General features: G+C 69.3%; 22 protein-coding genes. 16 read left to right on the top strand and 6 right to left on the bottom strand.

Annotation, left to right across the window (positions count from 1 at the left end; translation table 11 throughout):
* Window positions 1-166: 166 nt before the first annotated feature.
* The 12 genes from tpiA to ASF39_RS13625 all read left to right on the top strand — a co-directional run bounded on the left by tpiA (window position 167) and on the right by ASF39_RS13625 (window position 10921).
* The gene (gene tpiA / locus ASF39_RS13680) at window positions 167-928 is read left to right on the top strand and encodes a triose-phosphate isomerase (RefSeq protein WP_055884153.1); all 762 of its coding nucleotides are present in this window, start codon (window positions 167-169) and stop codon (window positions 926-928) included.
* Between the two features lie 143 nt (window positions 929-1071).
* Complete coding sequence (secG, locus tag ASF39_RS13675) at window positions 1072-1500, top strand: preprotein translocase subunit SecG (protein WP_055884156.1); 429 nt, start codon at window positions 1072-1074, stop codon at window positions 1498-1500.
* Between the two features lie 331 nt (window positions 1501-1831).
* Complete coding sequence (locus ASF39_RS13670) at window positions 1832-3460, top strand: CTP synthase (protein ID WP_055884160.1); 1629 nt, start codon at window positions 1832-1834, stop codon at window positions 3458-3460.
* Between the two features lie 63 nt (window positions 3461-3523).
* Entirely contained in the window at window positions 3524-3922 is a 399-nt protein-coding gene (locus ASF39_RS13665) for a DUF350 domain-containing protein (protein ID WP_056284769.1), read from the top strand.
* Between the two features lie 105 nt (window positions 3923-4027).
* Window positions 4028-4633 carry a DUF1190 domain-containing protein gene (locus tag ASF39_RS13660; protein ID WP_056285157.1) on the top strand — a complete coding sequence of 202 codons (606 nt, stop codon included), beginning with the start codon at window positions 4028-4030 and terminating at the stop codon, window positions 4631-4633.
* Window positions 4633-5802: a glutathionylspermidine synthase family protein gene (locus ASF39_RS13655; RefSeq protein ID WP_056284746.1), complete on the top strand. Its 1170-nt coding sequence runs from the start codon at window positions 4633-4635 to the stop codon at window positions 5800-5802. Before ASF39_RS13660 ends, ASF39_RS13655 begins: the two co-directional genes overlap by 1 nt.
* 51 nt (window positions 5803-5853) lie before the next feature.
* A complete protein-coding gene (locus ASF39_RS13650) occupies window positions 5854-6306 on the top strand; it encodes a DNA polymerase III subunit chi (RefSeq protein ID WP_055884170.1) in 453 nt (150 codons plus the stop codon).
* Window positions 6307-6362: 56 nt separating this feature from the next.
* Window positions 6363-7919, top strand: a complete 1557-nt coding sequence (locus tag ASF39_RS13645) for a peptidase S10 (RefSeq protein ID WP_056284743.1) — start codon at window positions 6363-6365, stop codon at window positions 7917-7919.
* Window positions 7916-8290 (top strand): hypothetical protein, encoded by a 375-nt coding sequence (locus ASF39_RS13640; protein WP_056284740.1) that lies wholly within the window; start codon window positions 7916-7918, stop codon window positions 8288-8290. Before ASF39_RS13645 ends, ASF39_RS13640 begins: the two co-directional genes overlap by 4 nt.
* A 315-nt stretch (window positions 8291-8605) precedes the next feature.
* Window positions 8606-9058, top strand: coding sequence for a BLUF domain-containing protein (locus tag ASF39_RS13635; protein ID WP_056284736.1), 453 nt, complete (start codon window positions 8606-8608; stop codon window positions 9056-9058).
* 145 nt (window positions 9059-9203) lie between these two features.
* Window positions 9204-10157, top strand: a complete 954-nt coding sequence (locus ASF39_RS13630) for an ABC transporter ATP-binding protein (protein ID WP_056284734.1) — start codon at window positions 9204-9206, stop codon at window positions 10155-10157.
* A 2-nt stretch (window positions 10158-10159) separates the two neighbouring features.
* Window positions 10160-10921, top strand: a complete 762-nt coding sequence (locus ASF39_RS13625; RefSeq protein ID WP_055884185.1) for an ABC transporter permease — start codon at window positions 10160-10162, stop codon at window positions 10919-10921.
* Between the two features lie 61 nt (window positions 10922-10982).
* On the opposite strand, the gene ASF39_RS13620 is transcribed toward ASF39_RS13625, so the two are convergent.
* The gene (locus ASF39_RS13620; RefSeq protein ID WP_056284730.1) at window positions 10983-11747 is read right to left on the bottom strand and encodes an alpha/beta hydrolase; all 765 of its coding nucleotides are present in this window, start codon (window positions 11745-11747) and stop codon (window positions 10983-10985) included.
* A gap of 122 nt (window positions 11748-11869) precedes the next feature.
* On the opposite strand from ASF39_RS13620, the gene ASF39_RS13615 reads away from it, so the two are divergent.
* Entirely contained in the window at window positions 11870-12700 is an 831-nt protein-coding gene (locus ASF39_RS13615) for an FkbM family methyltransferase (RefSeq protein WP_055884192.1), read from the top strand.
* Window positions 12701-12707: 7 nt separating this feature from the next.
* On the opposite strand, the gene ASF39_RS13610 is transcribed toward ASF39_RS13615, so the two are convergent.
* Both ASF39_RS13610 and sfsA read right to left on the bottom strand, forming a co-directional pair.
* Window positions 12708-13115 carry a cupin domain-containing protein gene (locus ASF39_RS13610; RefSeq protein WP_055884196.1) on the bottom strand — a complete coding sequence of 136 codons (408 nt, stop codon included), beginning with the start codon at window positions 13113-13115 and terminating at the stop codon, window positions 12708-12710.
* Window positions 13116-13197: 82 nt separating this feature from the next.
* Window positions 13198-13905, bottom strand: a complete 708-nt coding sequence (gene sfsA / locus ASF39_RS13605; RefSeq protein WP_056284727.1) for a DNA/RNA nuclease SfsA — start codon at window positions 13903-13905, stop codon at window positions 13198-13200.
* A gap of 97 nt (window positions 13906-14002) precedes the next feature.
* Between sfsA and ASF39_RS13600 the strand changes: the two genes are divergently transcribed.
* Both ASF39_RS13600 and ASF39_RS13595 read left to right on the top strand, forming a co-directional pair.
* Window positions 14003-14752 carry a molybdopterin-binding protein gene (locus tag ASF39_RS13600; protein ID WP_056284723.1) on the top strand — a complete coding sequence of 250 codons (750 nt, stop codon included), beginning with the start codon at window positions 14003-14005 and terminating at the stop codon, window positions 14750-14752.
* A gap of 81 nt (window positions 14753-14833) precedes the next feature.
* Window positions 14834-15691, top strand: coding sequence for a formate/nitrite transporter family protein (locus ASF39_RS13595; RefSeq protein WP_055884209.1), 858 nt, complete (start codon window positions 14834-14836; stop codon window positions 15689-15691).
* A 78-nt stretch (window positions 15692-15769) separates the two neighbouring features.
* Here ASF39_RS13595 and ASF39_RS13590 read toward each other — a convergent pair whose 3' ends face one another.
* Window positions 15770-15949, bottom strand: coding sequence for a hypothetical protein (locus ASF39_RS13590; protein ID WP_055884212.1), 180 nt, complete (start codon window positions 15947-15949; stop codon window positions 15770-15772).
* 206 nt (window positions 15950-16155) lie between these two features.
* Between ASF39_RS13590 and ASF39_RS13585 the strand changes: the two genes are divergently transcribed.
* Window positions 16156-17037 (top strand): porin family protein, encoded by an 882-nt coding sequence (locus tag ASF39_RS13585; protein ID WP_200938229.1) that lies wholly within the window; start codon window positions 16156-16158, stop codon window positions 17035-17037.
* A gap of 151 nt (window positions 17038-17188) precedes the next feature.
* Here ASF39_RS13585 and ASF39_RS13580 read toward each other — a convergent pair whose 3' ends face one another.
* Both ASF39_RS13580 and ASF39_RS13575 read right to left on the bottom strand, forming a co-directional pair.
* Window positions 17189-17623 (bottom strand): heme-binding protein, encoded by a 435-nt coding sequence (locus ASF39_RS13580; protein WP_056284720.1) that lies wholly within the window; start codon window positions 17621-17623, stop codon window positions 17189-17191.
* A gap of 184 nt (window positions 17624-17807) precedes the next feature.
* Window positions 17808-18782, bottom strand: a complete 975-nt coding sequence (locus tag ASF39_RS13575; protein WP_056284716.1) for a CoA ester lyase — start codon at window positions 18780-18782, stop codon at window positions 17808-17810.
* Between the last annotated feature and the right edge of the window lie 9 nt (window positions 18783-18791).

Raw genomic sequence — 18791 nt, 5'->3', positions numbered from 1 at the left:
GGAGGCATCGTGGTGCGTCTGCCGATAGCCGATCCGGTCGCCATCCGCAAAGACGAAGCGGAATCCGGGGAGCCGCGCGGTTTGCGCCACCGATAGGGCTCTGTTAGGCCCGCGCCGCGGCGGGCGACCGCCCGATACGACGGCAGATCGAGGCATGAGGGACAGAATGACGGGTCGGGTGCGGCGTCCGCTGGTTGCCGGCAATTGGAAGATGAACGGCCTGCGCAAGTCGGTCGCCATCGTCGAGGCGGTGCGTGACGGTCTGACTCCGCAGATGCGCGAGCGTGTCGACGTGCTGATCTGCCCGCCCTCCACCCTGATCGCCTCCTGCGTCGCGGCGACCTACGATTCGCCCGTTGCCATCGGCGGACAGAACCTTCACGCCAAGGCCAGCGGCGCCTTCACGGGCTCGATCTCGGCGGAGATGCTGGCCGACCTCGGTGCCCGCTACGTCATCGTCGGCCACTCCGAACGCCGGGCCTACCACCACGAGACCGACGACGGCGTCCACGCCAAGGCGCTGGGCGCTCGTCGCGCAGGGCTATGCGGCATCATCTGCGTCGGCGAGACGCAAGAGGAGCGCGAGGAGGGCCGGGCGCTCGACATCGTGCGGGCCCAGCTCGCCATCGGCGTGCCCAAGGGTGCCACCGGCCGCGACACCGTGATCGCCTACGAGCCGGTCTGGGCGATCGGCACCGGCCTCACCCCGACGCCGCGCGACATCGCTGAGGTGCATGCATCCTTGCGCGAGATGCTCGGCCAGCTCATCGGCGCCGAGGCCCAGAACGTCCGCATTCTCTACGGCGGCTCGGTCAAGCCGGGCAACGCCCGCGAGCTGATGGCGGTCGACAACGTCGACGGGGCACTGGTCGGCGGCGCCAGCCTGGTAGCCGAGGACTTCCTGGGGATCGTCTCGGCCTGCGCCTGACCTGGCCGGACCCGTCTCCCTTGCGGGATTTGGCGCCCATCCCGATCTCGTGTACGAGCGCGTTCTTTCGCAGACGCACCGCATCGATGCGGCGACCATTGGGTCGCCCCGCCGGGCGGAGCCTCGGACCTTCGTAAAGCGACATGCAGACCGTCCTGATCTCGATCCACCTCATCGTCGTCCTCGGCCTGATCGTCGTGGTGCTGCTGCAGCGGTCCGAAGGCGGGCTCGGGCTCGGCGGTGGCGGCAGCGGTGGCGGCGGCGTCTCCGGCTTCATGACCGGCCGCGGCCAGGCCAATGCGCTGACCCGCGCCACGGCGATCCTGGCGGCCCTGTTCTTCACCACCAGCATGACCCTGGCGGTGATGTCGCATCGTGCCGCCGCGCCCCGTTCGATCATCGAGGGTGCCGGCTCCGCCACGCAGCCCGCCCAGCCCAACGCCGACAACCTGCTCGACACCCTGCGCCAGGGTCAGGGCGTGCCCGCCGCCCCCGCGACGCCGGGCCAGCCCGCCGCGCCCGTCCCGGTTCCGGCACAGCCCTCGACCCCGGACGCACCTCAGTCGCGCTGAGCAGGGTTCGCAAGAGCGGCCACCGGTTTTGCGTCAAGACACGACGACACGCCAAAGACCCGAGCAGGGTGAAGCGTCGGTTGGCCGACGTGCCCCTGCTTAGGCCGCGACGACGGACCTCGCGGCGGACGATCGTTCGCCTGCCGCCGGCCATCGACGGCCCGGTCAGCGATGATCGGGTCGTCGCGTTTGCGACGGGTCCCTCCAGACCCGCCCTGAGACGGCGCTCGATGCGGCCCGGACCCGTGGGACGGTTCTGCCAAGGACCGTCCACGGCTTTGTCGCGTTGCCGTTTGGCGAATCGACCTCCCTTGTTTATGGACCAAAGCCCATGACGCGGTACGTTTTCATCACCGGCGGCGTGGTCTCCTCGCTCGGCAAGGGTCTCGGTTCGGCCGCCCTCGCGGCCCTGCTCCAGGCGCGCGGCTACAAGGTCCGCCTGCGTAAGCTCGACCCCTATCTGAACGTCGATCCGGGCACGATGAGCCCGACCCAGCACGGCGAGGTCTTCGTGACCGACGACGGCGCCGAGACCGATCTCGACCTCGGCCATTACGAGCGCTTCACCGGTCTGCCGGCCACCAAGGCCGACAACATCACCACCGGCCGGATCTACCTCGACATCATCACCAAGGAGCGGCGCGGCGACTACCTCGGCGCCACCATCCAGGTGATCCCGCACGTCACCAACGCCATCAAGGCGTTCGTGCTCGACGGCAACGACGCCTTCGACTTCGTGCTCGTCGAGATCGGCGGCACGGTGGGCGACATCGAGGGCCTGCCGTTCTTCGAGGCGATCCGTCAGCTCGGCCAGGAGTTGCCGCGCGGCACCACCGCCTTCGTGCACCTGACGCTCCTGCCCTACATTCCGTCCGCCGGCGAGCTGAAGACCAAGCCGACGCAGCATTCGGTCAAGGAGCTGCGCTCCATCGGTATCCAGCCCGACATCCTGCTCTGCCGCTGCGACCGTCCGATTCCCGTGGAGGAGCGGCGCAAGCTCGGGCTGTTCTGCAACGTCCGCGAGACCGCCGTCATCGAGGCCCGGGACGTGGCCTCGATCTACGACGTGCCGCTGTCCTACCGCGAGGCCGGCCTCGACCGCGAGGTGCTGGCGCATTTCGACATCGCGCCGGAGGTCGAGCCGGACCTGACGCGCTGGACGACGATCTCGGAGCGGGTGCGCAACCCCGAGGGCGAGGTGAACATCGCCATCGTCGGCAAGTACACGGGCCTCAAGGACGCCTACAAGTCGCTGACCGAGGCGCTCACCCACGGCGGCATCGCCAACCGGGTGAAGGTCAACCTCGAATGGATCGAGTCCGAGGTGTTCGAGCGCGAGGACCCGGCCCCGTTCCTCGAGGGCATCAACGGCATCTTGGTGCCCGGCGGCTTCGGCCAGCGCGGCGCCGAGGGCAAGATCCGCGCGGCCCGCTTCGCGCGCGAGCGCAAGATCCCGTATTTCGGCATCTGCTTCGGCATGCAGATGGCCGTGATCGAGGCGGCCCGCTCGCTGGCCGGGGTGCCGGACGCCAATTCCAGCGAGTTCGGCGAGACCGCCGAGCCGGTGGTCGGCCTCCTCACCGAGTGGCTGCGCGGGAACGAGCTGGAGCGGCGCGCGGCGGAGGGCGACCTCGGCGGCACCATGCGGCTCGGTGCCTACAAGGCGACGCTCCACGCCGACACGAAGATCGCCGAGATCTACGGCACCACCGAGATCTCCGAGCGCCACCGCCATCGCTACGAGGTCAACATGGCCTATCGCGAGTGCCTGGAGGCCAGGGGCCTGCGCTTTTCCGGCCTGTCGCCGGACGGCCTGCTGCCGGAGACGGTGGAGCACGTCGGCCATCCGTGGTTCATCGGCGTGCAGTTCCATCCGGAATTGAAGTCGCGCCCGTTCGAGCCGCATCCGCTGTTCCGCAGCTTCATCGGCGCGGCGATGGAGCAGAGCCGGCTCGTGTGATGCGGGCGCTCTGATCGCTCCCACCGAGCATCCGCCGTCGACCCTGCGGACGAGGAGCCCGTGATGGTCTCGATTTCCGGCCTGCCGGCCTTTTGCGCCTACGCCGCCACCGCGCTCGGCCTCGTGGCGCTCTACCTCGGCGTCTATCTCACCGCCACGGCCCACCGCGAGATCGCGCTGATCCGCGAGAACAACCTCGCCGCCGCCGTCGCCCTGGGCGGTAGCCTGGTCGGCTACACCGTTCCGCTCTCGGTCTCGATCTTCAACGCGCAATCCATCCTCGACTGCGTGATCTGGGGCCTCGTCGCCCTGGTGGTCCAGCTCTCGGTCTACGGTCTGGTGCGCCTGGTGCTGCCCGACCTGTCGCGGCGGATCGAGGCCGGTGAGGTCGCCGCCGCCACGTTCCTGGCGTCGGCCTCGGTCGCCGGCGGAATCGTCGATGCGGCCGCGATGACCTACTGACGTGGGAGACCCGGCTTTTCACCGGGCCGGAACCGCCTATGCTCCTCTCCCATGCGGCATCCGGCCGTGGGGGAGACGGACCCGTCCGCCGAGGTCCGACCGTCGATGACACCGCCGTTCTCGAAGCACCGGAAGCGCTCCGCGACTGTCTCCCTGGCCCTGGTGGCCGGAGCGGGAACCACGGCCCTCGTGCTCGGTCAGGTCGATCCGACGCAGCGCGAGGAGGATGTGCTCGTCTATCCCGGCCCCGACGCCTGCGTGTCGGCCGCCATCCGTACCGAGGCGGATTGCCGGCGCGACTACGCCATCGTGCGGCAGGCCTATCCGGAAGCGGCGCCGCGCTATGGCTCGCTGCCCGAGTGCGAGGCGCATCACGGTCCGGCCCATTGCCTCACAGGCGCCGTCGTGGCCGCCAGCGCCACGGGCCGCTTCGTGCCGATGCTGGCCGGCTATCTGCTCGGGCGTCGGCCCGATCAGGGCCTCCCCCCCCAGCCGATCTACCACCACCGGCCGGAACAGGCCGCCCATGCCCATGCCGGGCACGGCGGCTATTGCACGAGCTGGGGCGGGCGGGTGGTCACCGCGAGCGGCGGCACGTCGTCGAGCGCCCGCGTCGCCTCGTCGGCGGTGCGGCAGGCCTCGTTCGGCGGGTTCGGCCGGACCGGGCGCGGCTTCTCCTCGCACGGCTCGTCCGGCCACGGCGGCGGCTGATGCGCCGCCTCGCCGTCGGCGAACGGCCGGACTGGCGTGGGACCGCCCGCGCCCACGGCTTCACCTTCCACACGATCGACGGCGCGCCCTATTGGGACGAGAGCCATGCCTATGCCTTCACGCTGGAGGAGATCGAGCGCGACATCGAAGGCCCCAGTGCCGAACTCCACGCCCTCTGCCTCGCCTTCGTCGCCAGGGCGGTTGAGGACGAGCGCATCCTCGCCTCCCTCGCGATTCCCGAACACGCCTGGGATGCGGTCCGCGACAGCTGGCGGCGGGGAGACCCCTCCCTCTACGGCCGCCTCGACCTCGCCTATGGCGGCGCCGGGACCGGACCGGCCAAGTTGCTGGAGTACAACGCCGATACGCCCACCGCCCTCTACGAGACCGGCGTGTTCCAGTGGCTCTGGCTCGAGGAGATGCTGGCCACCGGGCGGCTGCCGCCGGGATCGGACCAGTTCAACGCGGTCCACGAACACCTGATCGATCGCTTCCGGCGCATGCCCGGCGACGGCACCCTGTGCCTGACCGCCTATGCCGACGCGCCGGAGGACCGCGGCACCGTCGCCTACCTCGAGGATTGCGCCCGCCAGGCGGGGCTCGCCACCCGCTTCCTCGACCTCGCCGAGATCGGCCTGTCCGGCGATGGCCGCTTCATCGATCCGGCACATGCGCCGATCGCGACGCTGTTCAAGCTCTATCCGTGGGAATGGGCCTTCGCCGACGCCTTCGGTGGCGCGTTGCGCGACACGCCCACCCGTTTCCTCGAGCCGCCCTGGAAAGCGGTCCTCTCGAACAAGGGCGCCCTCGTCCATCTCCACGCGATGGAGCCCGGTCATCCCAACCTGCTGGCGGCCTATTTCGAGGACGATCCGCAGGCGGCGTGTCTCGGCGGGGCCTACGTGAGGAAACCGCTGCACTCGCGCGAAGGCGCGAACGTGCGGATGGTGCGGGACGGACGCGTGCTCGCCGACCTGCCCGGTCCCTACGACCGGGAGGGGTTCATCCGCCAGGCCCTGGCCCCGATGCCCGCCTTCGACGGCCGCCATGCTCTCGTTGGCTCATGGATCGTCGGGGATGCCGCCGCGGGTCTCTGCATCCGCGAGGCCGAAGGCCCGGTCACCACGGACGCAGCCGTGTTCGTGCCCCATCTCATCGAGGCGCCGTGATCGATCCGCCGCCGCGCTGTCAAAGGCATCGGCGGCCCTATATGTCGGGGCGTGACCGAGATCCTGTTCTACCATCTGCAGCGCCAGCCCCTGGAGAAGGTGCTGCCCAGCCTCGTCGAGCGCTCCCTGGCGCGCGACTGGCGAGTGGTGATCCAGGCCTCGTCCGAAGAGCGCCTGCAGGCGCTCGACGATCAGCTCTGGACCTACACAGACGACAGCTTCCTGCCCCACGGCACCGACCGCGAGCCGGATGCCGCCGGCCTGCCAGTGGTCCTGACGCTGGCGGAGGCCAACCCCAACGCCGCCGCGATCCGCTTCCTCGTGGAGGGATCGCCGCTCCCGGCCGACGCGCAGGGCTACGAGCGCCTCTGCATCCTGTTCGACGGCACCGACCAGGAGTCGCTGCTGCTCGCCCGGGCGCAGTGGAAGCAGGCCAAGGAGGCGGGCCACGCCCTCGCCTATTGGCAGCAGGACGACGACGGCCGCTGGCAGAAGAAGGCGTGATCGGCCCACGACCGCACCTCACCGATGGATGCCGCCGAGGCGGCCGGGACACTCGCATGCACCGCATCATCCCCGTCCTGACGGCCCTCCTCGCGGCTCCGCTCCCGGCGATGGCGCAGGCCAATCCGCACGGCTCCCCGGCCCAGGAGGCCCGGAAAGGCCCGGAGGCCAGGCCCGTCGAGGGTCGCAAGCTCCCGGCCAACGTGACCACCGACCACACCGTCACCCTGCCGGACGGGCGCTCGCTGGCCTTCAAGGCCACCGCCGGCAGCCTGCCGCTGATGGACGAGGCCGGCAAGCTCCAGGCGGAGATCGCCTTCATCGCCTACGTGCAGGCGCCGAGGGAAGGCGAGCCCGCCCGTCCGATCACCTTCGCGGTCAACGGCGGCCCCGGCGCGGCCTCCGCCTATCTCAACATCGGCGCGGTCGGCCCCTGGCGGCTGCCGCTCGAGGGCGCCAGCATCAGCCCGTCGATGCCGGTGGACCTCGTGGCCAACGACGGCACCTGGCTCGACTTCACCGACCTCGTCTTCATCGACCCGGTCGGGACCGGCTACAGCCGCGCCGCCGACGGCGACGCCAAGCGCTACTGGAGCGTGGATTCGGACGCCTCGGTGCTCGCCGCGGCCATCGCCCGCTACCTGCGGGTCAACGACCGTGTCGCCTCCGCGAAGTTCTTCCTCGGGGAGAGCTACGGCGGCTTTCGCGGCCCCTTGATCGCCGCCAAGCTCCAGGAGGAGATCGGCATCGGCCTGTCCGGCCTCGTCCTCGTGTCGCCGGTGTTCGATTTCGCCTGGCTGCAGGCGCCGCGCACCACGCCCTGGGGCCACGTGACCAAACTGCCTTCGCTGGCCGCCGCCGCGATGGAACGGGCGGGCCGGACGCCGAGCCGGGCCGCCCTCGCCGAGGCCGAGGCCTATGCCACCGGCCCCTATATCGCCGACCTCCTCAAGGGGCCGGGCGACAGCCAAGCCGTCGCCCGTCTCGGCGACAGGGTCGGCGCCCTCACGGGGCTCGATCCCGCCTTCGTGCGCCGCCAGGCGGGACGGTTGTCCGGCGCGAGCGTCCAGCGCGAGATCGGCCGCGACGAAGGCCGGGTCGCTAGCGCCTACGACACCGGCGTCACCGGCTGGGACCCCGACCCGACCGCCGCGGTCTCCGGCTTCGAGGACCCCCTGCTCACCGGCATGCAGGCCCCCCTCACCACCGCGATGCTGGACCTTTATGCGACGCGCCTCGGCTACCGGGTGCCGGACCTGCGCTACGAACTCCTCAACAACGCGGTCAACCGCGGCTGGACCTGGGGATCGGGCCGCAGTGCGCCCGAATCCCTGAGCACCCTGCGCGGCGTGATGGCGCTCGACGGACGTCTGCGCGTCCTCGTCGTCCACGGCTTCACGGATCTCGTGACGCCCTATTTCACTTCCAAGCTCCTGATCGACCAGATGCCGCCGCTCGGCGGCGGCCGCCTCGGCCTCTCGGTCTATCCCGGCGGCCACATGTTCTATTCGCGCCCCGATTCCCGCGCCGCGTTCCATCGCGATGCCGCCGATCTCTATGCCGCCGCCATCCGTGCCCGATCCGGGACCGGCGAGGGTGAGGCAGGCCGATGAGACCGGTTCGTTCCGTGCTGGCCGTGTTGCTCGCCGTAGCCGTGACGGGCTGCGTCGGGTCCGACAGGCGACCCGCCGAAGCGGTCGAGGCCGCAGACCCTCCGGCGCCGCCCCCCGCAGCAGCGGTGTTCCCGGGCCCCGTGCTGCGCCCGGACGGCAGTTGTTCCGAGGCCGGCCCGGTCGTCGCCACGGCGATCGAGCCGGGGATCGGCGAATGCGACCTCGTGCGTCTCAAGGGCCGGCCGCCCACCGATGTTCTCGTGGGTGCCGGCCGCGCCGGCCGCGAAGTTCAGGTGCTCTATGCCGAGCCCGGTGCAAAGGAGCTGTATTTCTTCGTGAACGCCCGCCTCGACCGCATCGTGAAATCATGATTGCTCGTCGATCCCCTACCGGGTGGATCGGGGTCCCTTACGCGGGCATCGCAGCGTCCCCATCGCCCCCGTGGGGTCGTTGGCAGATGCGGTAGCCTTAACAAGTGTTATGTCCAATCCGGATCATTTCGCGTTGTAGGTCGACGAGTTTCTACCGAACGCAATCGATTTTCGTTCGACACATGTATTCGGAAGACGATTCAGAAATCCTTAGTGCGTCGGTGACACCCCTGGGACACGACGGCCCGTTTGACCATCGATGTCCGGGCAAGCGTCGCAGAACGCCATAACAACCTGTCCCGGGGCGGAACATTCATGATCCACCAGCTCGTCTACTACAGCCGCAACACGGTGCAGGGTGGCGACCGCGCCATGTTGACCAACCTGCGCGAGATCGTCTCCGCCTCCCAGCGCAACAACAGCCGCGACGGGGTCACGGGGTTCCTGATCTTCGACAAGACGTGGTTCGTACAGATCCTCGAAGGCGACAAGGCGCAGGTGGTCGAAACCTACAACCGCATCGCCCGCGACACCCGCCATTCCACGGCGACCATCCTGAACGTGCGCGATATCGAGGCACGCCTCTTTCCGAACTGGACCATGGGTGGGGCCATGCGCACGCCCGAGATGGAAGAGATCTACCTGGAGCACGGGATCGGCAGCGCGATGGACCCGTCGCGCCTCAAGAGCGCACAGGTCGTCGCCCTCGCCCTCGACCTCCAGGCCTTCGAGCAAGCCAAGCGGCAGGGCCAGCGGCTCGCCGGCTAGGGCTCGGCTCGAACCGGCCACCCGTCGGGGGGCCGGTTCGTCCCCGAGGCCGACAGGAGCCGCGACGCGGCGGCCGGCCGATTGCCCCTCGCGAACGGCCTCGGCGTGGTATAGGCGGCGCCCGCTCCCGACCCACGGAGACCCGATGCCGCCGATCATCGCGATCGCGAACCTGTCCAAGGTCTATGCCTCCGGCCACCAGGCCCTGCGCGATGTCAACCTGGAGATCGCCAAGGGCGAGATCTTCGCGCTGCTCGGCCCCAACGGGGCGGGCAAGAGCACGCTGATCAACATCGTCTGCGGGATCGTGACGCCGAGTGCCGGCACCATCCGGATCGACGGTCACGACGCCGCCAAGGACTACCGGGCCGCACGCACGGCGATCGGCCTGGTGCCGCAGGAACTCACCACCGACGCCTTCGAGACGGTGTGGGCCACCACCAGCTTCACCCGCGGTCTCTTCGGCCTGAAGCCCGACCCGGCCCATATCGAGCGGGTGCTGCGCGACCTCTCCTTGTGGGACAAGCGCGACAGCCGGATCATGACCCTCTCGGGCGGCATGAAGCGACGGGTGCTGATCGCCAAGGCGCTGAGCCACCAGCCGCGCATCCTGTTCCTCGACGAGCCCACCGCCGGCGTCGACGTGGAACTGCGCCAGGACATGTGGCGCCTGGTACGCTCCTTACGCGACCAGGGCGTCACCATCATCCTGACCACGCACTACATCGAGGAGGCCGAGGAGATGGCCGACAGGGTCGGCGTCATCGCCAAGGGCGAGATCATCCTGGTCGAGGAGAAGGCCGAGTTGATGCGCAAGCTCGGCAAGAAGCAGCTCATCCTCCAGCTCCAGGGCCCGCTGACGGCCCTGCCCGCCTCGCTCGCCGCCCATCCCGGCCTCGCCCTCGGGGCGGACGGCGCCGAACTCACCTACACTTACGACACGCAGGCCGCCGAGACCGGGATCGCGACGCTTCTGTCCGATCTCGCTGCCGCCGGCCTCTCGGTGAGCGACCTCTCCACCCGGCAGAGCTCGCTCGAGGACATCTTCGTGGACCTCGTCAGGACCGGTGCGAGGACCAGCGCAGGGATCGACGCATGACCATGAACTGGCCGGCGGTCACCGCCATCTACCGCTTCGAGATGGCCCGTTTCTGGCGCACCGCCCTGCAGAGCATCGTCGCGCCGGTCATCGCGACCTCGCTGTATTTCGTGGTGTTCGGGGCGGCCATCGGTTCGCGGGTGACCGCCGTGGACGGGATCGCCTACGGCGCCTTCATCGTGCCGGGCCTGATCATGCTGTCGCTGCTCACGCAGAGCATCGCCAACGCCTCCTTCGGCATCTACTTCCCGCGGTTCGCCGGCACGATCTACGAGATCCTGTCGGCCCCCGTCTCGCCCTTCGAGATCGTCCTCGGCTACGTCGGTGCCGCGGCCTCCAAGTCGATCCTGATCGGGCTGATCATCCTGGCCACCGCGACCCTGTTCGTGCCGATCCACATCGAACATCCGGCGATGATGGTGGTCTTCCTGCTGCTCACCGCCGTCACCTTCAGCCTGTTCGGCTTCCTCATCGGCCTGTGGGCGGACGGGTTCGAGAAGCTGCAGCTCGTGCCGCTGCTGGTGGTGACGCCGCTGACCTTCCTCGGCGGCAGCTTCTACGCCATCGACATGCTGCCGCCGTTCTGGCGCGCGGTGAGCCTGTTCAACCCGGTCGTCTACCTGATCAGCGGTTTCCGCTGGAGCTTCTTCGGCAAGGGCGACGTGGCGGTCGAGATCAGCCTCGGGATGACGCTGCTGTTCCTGAGCGCGTGCCTGGCCGCCGTGACGTGGATCTTTCGGACGGGGTATCGGCTGAAGAGCTGAACCCCCTTCCCGGCGAGGGACCGGTCGGCGCCCTGCTACGGGTTGCCCGAAACCGCGCCGCTCAAGGCCGCGCGGCCAGGAACTCCAGAACGCCGGTGCGATGCCCCTTGTCGCCCACCGCCGTCGAGTGGTCGCGCCCCGGCAGGTCGAGGGCTTTGGCGTCTTGCATCAATGCCGCCAGGGCCGGGCCGGAGCCGGCCACCGTGTCGAGGCTGCCCACCGTGACCAGGCTCGGCGCCTCGATCTGCGAGACCTCTTCGCGCGACAGGGTCTGGCGCGAGCCGCGCATGCAGGCGGCCAGTGCCCGAAGGTCGCTGCGGGTCTGTTCGGCGAAGGTGCGGAAGGCGGCGGCCGTCGGGTTCGGAGCCGGGGTGCCGGGGGGCGCCTCCAGCGCCTCGGAGATCCCGCTCGGCAACCCCTTGCCCTCGACGAGGTGCAGCCCGAGGCCGCCCAGCAGCAGGGAGCGCACGCGGGCCGGCTCGTCGAGGGCGAGGAAGGCACCGATGCGCGCGCCCATCGAGTAGCCCATCACGTCGGCGCGGGCGATGTCGAGGTGGTCGAGCAGGCGCCGCGCGTCGGCGGCCATGATGTCCGAGCCGTAGGCGTCCGGGTCGTAGAGCTTCTGGCTCTCGCCGTGGCCGCGGTTGTCCAGGGCCACCACCCGGTAGCCGGCCTGGGTCAGCGTGCGCACCCACAGCGTGTTGACCCAGTTGACCGCGTGGTTCGAGGCGAAGCCGTGGATCAGCAGGATCGCGTCGTCGCCGCCGCTCGCCGGCGGCACGTCGATATAGGCGATGGCGACGCCATCGGAATGAAATCGCTGCATCGGCTCCGGCACGTCCGCCCATCCCCGCGACTGGTTCGCATGACGGGGATGCCTATCATGCCGGTGGCCGAGGGGCGACCTGCTTGCCCCCGGCGACGGCGGCTGGCATCACCCGGCCTGCCATGAAGAACAGCCCCCCTTTCGGAACCTACGCGCCCGCGGGCCTCGTGGCGCGCTTGCTGGCACGCACCGGCCGGATCTCGGATGCGCGCTGGAGCGGCCGGCGCCTCGCCCTGTTCCTGCGCCGGATCGGCATCACCCTGCTGCGCGGGCGCCCCCTCGACGTCGAGCGCTACGGCGCCCGGATGCGGCTCTACCCCTACAACAACAATTGCGAGAAGAAGGTGCTGTTCACGCCGCAGTTCTTCGATCCCGAGGAGCGTGCGCTTCTGAAGGCCCGCCTGCCGCAGGGCTGCACCTTCCTCGACATCGGATCGAACATCGGCGCCTACGCCTTGGCCGTGGCGGCCTTCGCCGGGCCGCGCGCCCGCATCCTCGCGGTGGAGCCCCAGCCCGACGTGTTCGACCGGCTCACCTACAACATCGCGCAGAACCCCTTCGGCACCGTCAAGGCGGTGGCCTGCGCGGTGGCCGACAAGGCCGGCGAACTCACGCTGTTCGTCGATCCGCGCAACCGCGGCGAATCGAGTCTCAAGATCGTCGGCACCAACGAGAGCGCCCAGATCCGCGTGCCCGCCGTGACGTTGCTGGGCCTGGCCGAGAGCGAGGGCATCACCCGCATCGACGCGATGAAGCTCGACGTCGAGGGCGCCGAGGACCTGATCCTGGAGCCTTTCCTGCGCGCGGCGCCCAAAAGCCTGCATCCGACCCTGCTCCTCGTCGAGAACGGCACCGACCAGTGGCAGATCGACCTCGCGGGCCTGCTCGAGGGCCACGGCTACCGCCGGATCGCCGAGACTCGGCTGAACCTGGTGTTCGAGCGGACGGTCTGAGAGCGGTTCAGACCCGTCCGTCGAGTTGCGGCATGAGCACGACGCTCTCCTGCTCGTTGGGATCGGTCCGGGCGATCACCGCCACGCAGGGTACGCTGTCGCTCGGGTTGTAGGGCAGGTGCGGCACGCCGGCCGGGATGTAGAAGAAATCCCCCGCCCTCACCACGGCGTGGTGCTCCAGCGTCTCGCCGTACCAGCAACCGGATTCGCCGCTCAGCACATGGATGGCGCTCTCGTGCGCCTCGTGCCGGTGCGCCTTGGCGCGCACGCCGGGCGGCAACGTCACGATCTGCATGTGCAGCGATTTCGCCCCCACCGTCTCGGCCGAGATCGCCACGGCGTAGTCGAGCCCCTGCCTGCCGGTGAAGGCGGCTCCGGCCTTGACGAGACGGCAGGTGGGCGGTGTCTCGCTCATCGGATGGCCCTTCGACGGATGCCGGAGACGAGGATCGGTCCGAACCGGCCGGGGCGCAAGTCGCCCGCGGCGTGGCCGTGCTTCAGGCGACCGGGATCTCCTCGGCGATGGCGACCTCCTCCGGGGTCACCCGGCAGCGATAGGCGTGGACGGCGACGCCGGCCTCCCGCGCGGCCTGGAACGCCCGGTCGAAGGCCGGATCGAGGTCGCGGGCGACGTCGAACCGGATCGCCTGCATCTGGACCACGACGATCACCACCGCGCGGCCGCCGTCCCGCACCACCTGCGCCAGGTCCCGCATGTGGCGGGCGCTGCGGGCGGCGACGCAATCGGGGAATTCAGCGAGGCCGGGTCGGCGCAGGAGATGGCAGTTCTTGACCTCGACGTGACAGGGGGCGAGCCCCTCCCCCGTCGCCAGGAAATCGACCCGGCTCGCCGTGGCATAGCGCACCTCCGGCTTGAGGCCGGTATAGCCCGCGAGGGGCGCCAGCAGCCCGGCCCGGAAGGCCTCCGCCACCAGGGCGTTCGGGCGCATGGTGTTGATGCCGACCCATTGCGGGCCGCCGGGCAGGTCCGCCTCCACCAGCTCCCACGAGAACCCGAGTTTGCGCGCCGGATTGGTGGAGGCCGAGAGCAGGACCCGGTTGCCCGGAGCATGGAGGCCGAGCATCGCGCCGGGGTTGGCGCAATGGGCCGTCGTCACCGTGCCGTCGGCGAGTTCGACGTCCGCCAGGAAGCGCTTGTAGCGCCTCACGAGGCGGCCTTCGATCAGGGGGGCGGGAAGGCGCATGTGGGCCGGATCTTGGATGCGGAAAGGCACGGCCATAGCCAGCGCCGGTGCCCCGCGCTAGGTGCGATGGGGCCCCTCTCCCGACACCCGGACCTCGATGACCCCACCGCCCGCCGTCACCGCCGCCATCCTCGTCATCGGCGACGAGATCCTGTCCGGGCGCACCAAGGACAAGAACATCGGCACCATCGCCGATTACCTCACGGCGATCGGCGTCGACCTGCGTGAGGTCCGGGTCGTGCCCGACGAGGCGGACGCCATCGTCGAGGCGGTGAACGCGCTGCGCGCCCGCAACACCTACCTCTTCACCACCGGCGGCATCGGCCCGACCCACGACGACATCACGGCCGACTGCGTCGCGGCCGCCTTCGGCGTCGGCATCGACGTCGATCCGCGCGCCAAGGCGATGCTCCTGGAACGGCACAAGCCGGAGGATCTCAACGAGGCCCGCCTGCGCATGGCCCGCATCCCCGACGGCGCCGACCTCGTGCCCAACCCGATCTCGAAGGCACCGGGGTTTCGCCTCGGCAACGTCTTCGTGATGGCCGGCGTGCCGGCGATCATGCAGGCGATGCTCGACCAGATCGGCCCGACGCTCGAGACGGGCGCCAAGGTGATCTCCGAGACCATCGAGGCCGGCAACCTCCCCGAGGGCACCTACGCCGGCGATCTCGCCGCGATCGCCAAGGCGGAGACGGCCGTGTCGATCGGATCGTATCCCTCGATGACGCCGACGGGGTTCGCCAACCGCATCGTGGTGCGGGGCCGGGACGCCGTGTCCGTCGCGCGGGCGCGGGACGCGGTCATCGCCCTGGTTGAACGCCTGCGCGGGGGAACCGGCGCCTGATTGCGGCTTTGCCTCCCCAAGCGGCATCAAGCCGCAGCGAAGGGGGGCCGGCTCCCGGAAACCGGCGCTGAGGAAACGCCGATGACTCTGGACGATGCCAACACCACCGCCGAGAAAAAGAAGGAGCACGAGGAGAGTGTCGCGGAGGTGATCCGCCCCGACGCCTTCGTGCTGCACGAGGTCATCCGCAAGGAGGGTGACGAGGAGCTGCGCCGCAACGCCGGGGCGCTCTTCCTCTCCGCCCTGGCGGCAGGCCTCACCATGGGGTTCTCGCTGATCGTGCCGGGCGTCCTCAAGGCGCACCTGCCGGAGGCGCCGTGGAGCGAGCTCATCTCGGGCATGGGCTACGCCACCGGCTTCCTCATCGTGGTGCTCGGACGCCAGCAGCTCTTCACCGAGAACACCCTGACGCCGATCCTGCCGCTGCTGCACGACCGCACCGTGGCGACCCTGTGGCGGGTCGCGCGGCTGTGGGGGATCGTGCTCGTCGGCAACATCATCGCCACCGCCCTCGTCGCCGCCGTCCTCGCCCATTCCGACGCCTTCGAGCCGGAGGTCCGCAAGGCCTTCGCCGAGATCAGCCACCACGCCAGCGCGGCCCCGTTCTGGACCACAACCATCAAGGCGGTGTTCGCCGGCTGGCTCATCGCGCTGATGGTGTGGATGCTGCCCGCCACCGGGTCGGCCGCGCCCTTTATCGTGGTGCTGATGACGGGGCTCGTGGCGGTCTGCGGCCTCGCCCACATCGTGGCCGGCTCGGTGGATACGTTCTACCTCGTCTTCACCGGCGAAGCCTCCATGTCCGACTACCTGTGGCATTTCTTCGTGCCGACGCTCATCGGCAACGTCTTCGGCGGCACCGCCCTGGTCGCGGTCCTCAACTACGGGCAGGTCGCTCCACAGGTGGAAGAAGAAAAGGCAGGCGGCCGAGCGGGTTAGTGCACCCCACGGAACGCCCGATCACCGGGCGTTCTTCTCCTGCGCGCGGCACCGGAACACGCGTTTCGGGGCCGACATTCAGGCCCGCACCACGGGCTTGGCCTTCACCGCCGCCGACAGTGCCTTGAGCTGGCGGTTGAGGTCCGCCAGTTCGTTGAGGGCGATGGTCTTGTGGCCGTCCTTCACCGCACGCTCGATGTCGCTGACGTGGACGCTCGCCATGCGCTTCAGTTCGGCGGCGAGTTGATCACGGGTCATCGGCGCTCCTGTCGGGACTGAAGATCGGTTCGGCCCTGATTAAGGCAACAGCCTTAACCGGGTGTTGTCGGCTCGCTCGCCACGGTGCGGACGGGACCGATGGCTCCTCTCGCATCCGAGGCTCGGTGTGGCTCTCCAGGCATAGGGACTGGGCAGCGACAAGGGTACGTTGCATCCGAGATGGGCATTTTTTGAGAGACACCTGCATAATGATGAAGCTGCTTCTGGCCGGTACGGCGGCGCTCCTGGCCGTCGGCTCCGCCTCCGCCGCCGACCTGCCGCGGCGCGTCGAGCCCGCACCGGCCTTCGTGCCGGTTCCGGTCTTCACCTGGACCGGCTTCTATGCCGGGACGCACAGCTCCTACAGCTTCAGCGACAGCCAGCAGATCCGCACCGTCGGCAACAACGACGGCAGCACCACCACCAACACCATCGGTAACGTGCAGACCCTGCGTCGCCCGCCGAGCCTGCGCTCGGAGCAGGACGGCCGGGGCAACTTCGGCGCCGGCGTCGGCTACAATCACCAGTTCACGCCGGGCTCCGGCTTCGTCGTGGGCGTCGAGGCCGACTGGACCTGGACCGACCTGCGCAAGAACTATCTCTACCTCGGCCCGGCGCTGGCCGCCAACGGCGGCGTCCCCGATCCGAGCTCGTTCCGGCAGGGCCTCAACTGGCTCGGTACGGCGCAAGGACGCGTCGGCTACGCCTTCGACCGCGTCCTGGTCTACGGCACCGGTGGCTTCGCCTACGGCGACGTGAACTACAACGCCAAGTTCTACAACGGCGCCCTGGCCCTGGCCTATCTCGGCCGTAACGACGGTATCGAGACCGGCTACGTCTACGGCGGCGGCATCGAGTACGCGATCCCCGCCGACAGCTTCCTCAGCCGCTACAGCATCATCGGCAATCTCCTCGGTGCCAGTGCGATCACGCTCAAGGCCGAGTACCTGCGCTACGACCTCGGCAGCCGCAACGTGACGGTGGCCGCCACCGGCCTGACGCCGGCCACGGGCTCCTACACCTCGCGCTTCACGACCGAAGGCAGCATCGTTCGGGCCGGATTCAACTACAAGTTCGGAGGCTTCTAGCTTTTCGGCTGGAAGCGCGGCCAAGCCCCCAAGGGCTGGCCGTCTCCGAAAGAAGGGGGCGCTCCTCGTCGGAGCGCCCCCTTCTTTCGTTCGTCTCCAAGGGTGCCACCCGAGCCGGTTCGTCGGCCTTTCGGCGAACCGGCCAGCGCCCTCAGGTCCGCCAGGGGTGGGCCGGCAGTTCCGTCGCGCCGATGACACTGGCGCCGGCCAGGGCGACCGCATGGTCGTTCTCGACGGTCGAGCCACTGACGCCGATGGCACCGGACATCTCGCCGTCCTTGTCCACGATCGGGATGCCGCCTGGGAAGGTGACGAGCCCGTCGTTGGAATGCTCGATGCCGAACAGCGGGCCACCGGGCTGGGACAGCTGGCCGATCTGGCCGGTCATCATGCCGAAGAACACCGAGGTCTTGGCCTTCTTCTGGGCGATGTCGATGGACCCGACCCAGGCGCCGTCCATCCGGTAGAAGGCCTTCAGGTTTCCGCCGGAATCGACGACCGCGATACACATCTGGGTGTCGAGCTCCACCGCCTTGGCGCGGGCGGCCTCGATGGCCTTGTGAGCGTCTTCGATGGTGACGTGCATGGGGGGTGTCTCCCTGGGAGTCGCGAGGTCGTTGGTAGCGTGTCGTTTGTGGCGTGATGCCAGTCGCAGCGGCATGCCGATAACGAACGGCTGCGGCATTTGGTGCCGATATGACGACGGCCGCCCCCCGGTGGGGAGCGGCCGTCGCGGCTTGAGGTTCTCAGGCCGTCCGAGCGCCCGACGTTCAGCCCTTGGCCATCGCGTTGGCCTTCTCGATCAGCGCCTCGGCCATGCGGATCGAGGCGATGTCGATGAGGCGGCCGTCCAGCGAGACGGCGCCCTTGCCGGCCTTGGCGGCGTCTTCCATCGCCGCCAGGATGCGGCGGGCCTTGCCGACTTCGGCTTCCGACGGGGTGAACACGTCGTTGGCGAGGTCGATCTGCGAGGGGTGGATCGCCCACTTGCCTTCGAAGCCGAGCGCGGCGCAGCGGCGGGCGGCGGAGGTGTAGCCGTCCGGATCGGAGAAGTCGCCGAACGGACCGTCGATCGGGCGCAGGCCGTAGGCGCGGCAGGCCACCATCATGCGGGCCTGGGCGAACAGCCACGGGTCCTGCCAATGGGTCTGGCGGTTGCCGGCTTCGTCCTTGTCGGTCAGCACGCTGTAGTCGGCGTTGACCCCGCCGATCACCTGGGAGCGAGCGCGGGTGGAGGCGGCGTAATCGGCGACGCCGAAGGACATCGCCTCCAGGCGCTTCGACGATGTGGCGATGGCCTCCACGTTGGCCATGCCGAGCGCGGTCTCGATCAGCACCTCGAAGCCGATCTTCTTCTCGCGCTTCTTGGCCTGCTCGATCTGGGTGACCATCACGTCGATGGCATAGACGTCGGCCGGCACGCCGACCTTGGGGATCAGGATCATGTCGAGGCGCGGGCAGGCCTCCACGATGTCGACGACGTCGCGGTACATGTAGTGGGTGTCGAGACCGTTGATGCGGATCATCATGGTCTTGTTGCCCCAGTCGATCTCATTGAGCGCCTGGATGATGTTCTTGCGCGCCTGCTCCTTGTCGTCCGGCGCGACCGCGTCCTCGAGGTCGAGGAAGATCACGTCGGCCTTCGAGGTCGCCGACTTTTCCATGAAGGTCGGGTTGGAGCCGGGGACGGCGAGTTCCGAGCGGTGCAGGCGCGGGGTGGCCTGCTGGATCAGGGTGAAGCTCATCGATGTTTC

It is taken from the genome of Methylobacterium sp. Leaf108 (assembly GCF_001423265.1).
Classification (GTDB): Bacteria; Pseudomonadota; Alphaproteobacteria; order Rhizobiales; family Beijerinckiaceae; genus Methylobacterium.
Note: the sequence above shows the minus strand (reverse complement) of the source record. Positions and strands in the feature narration are given on the sequence as shown.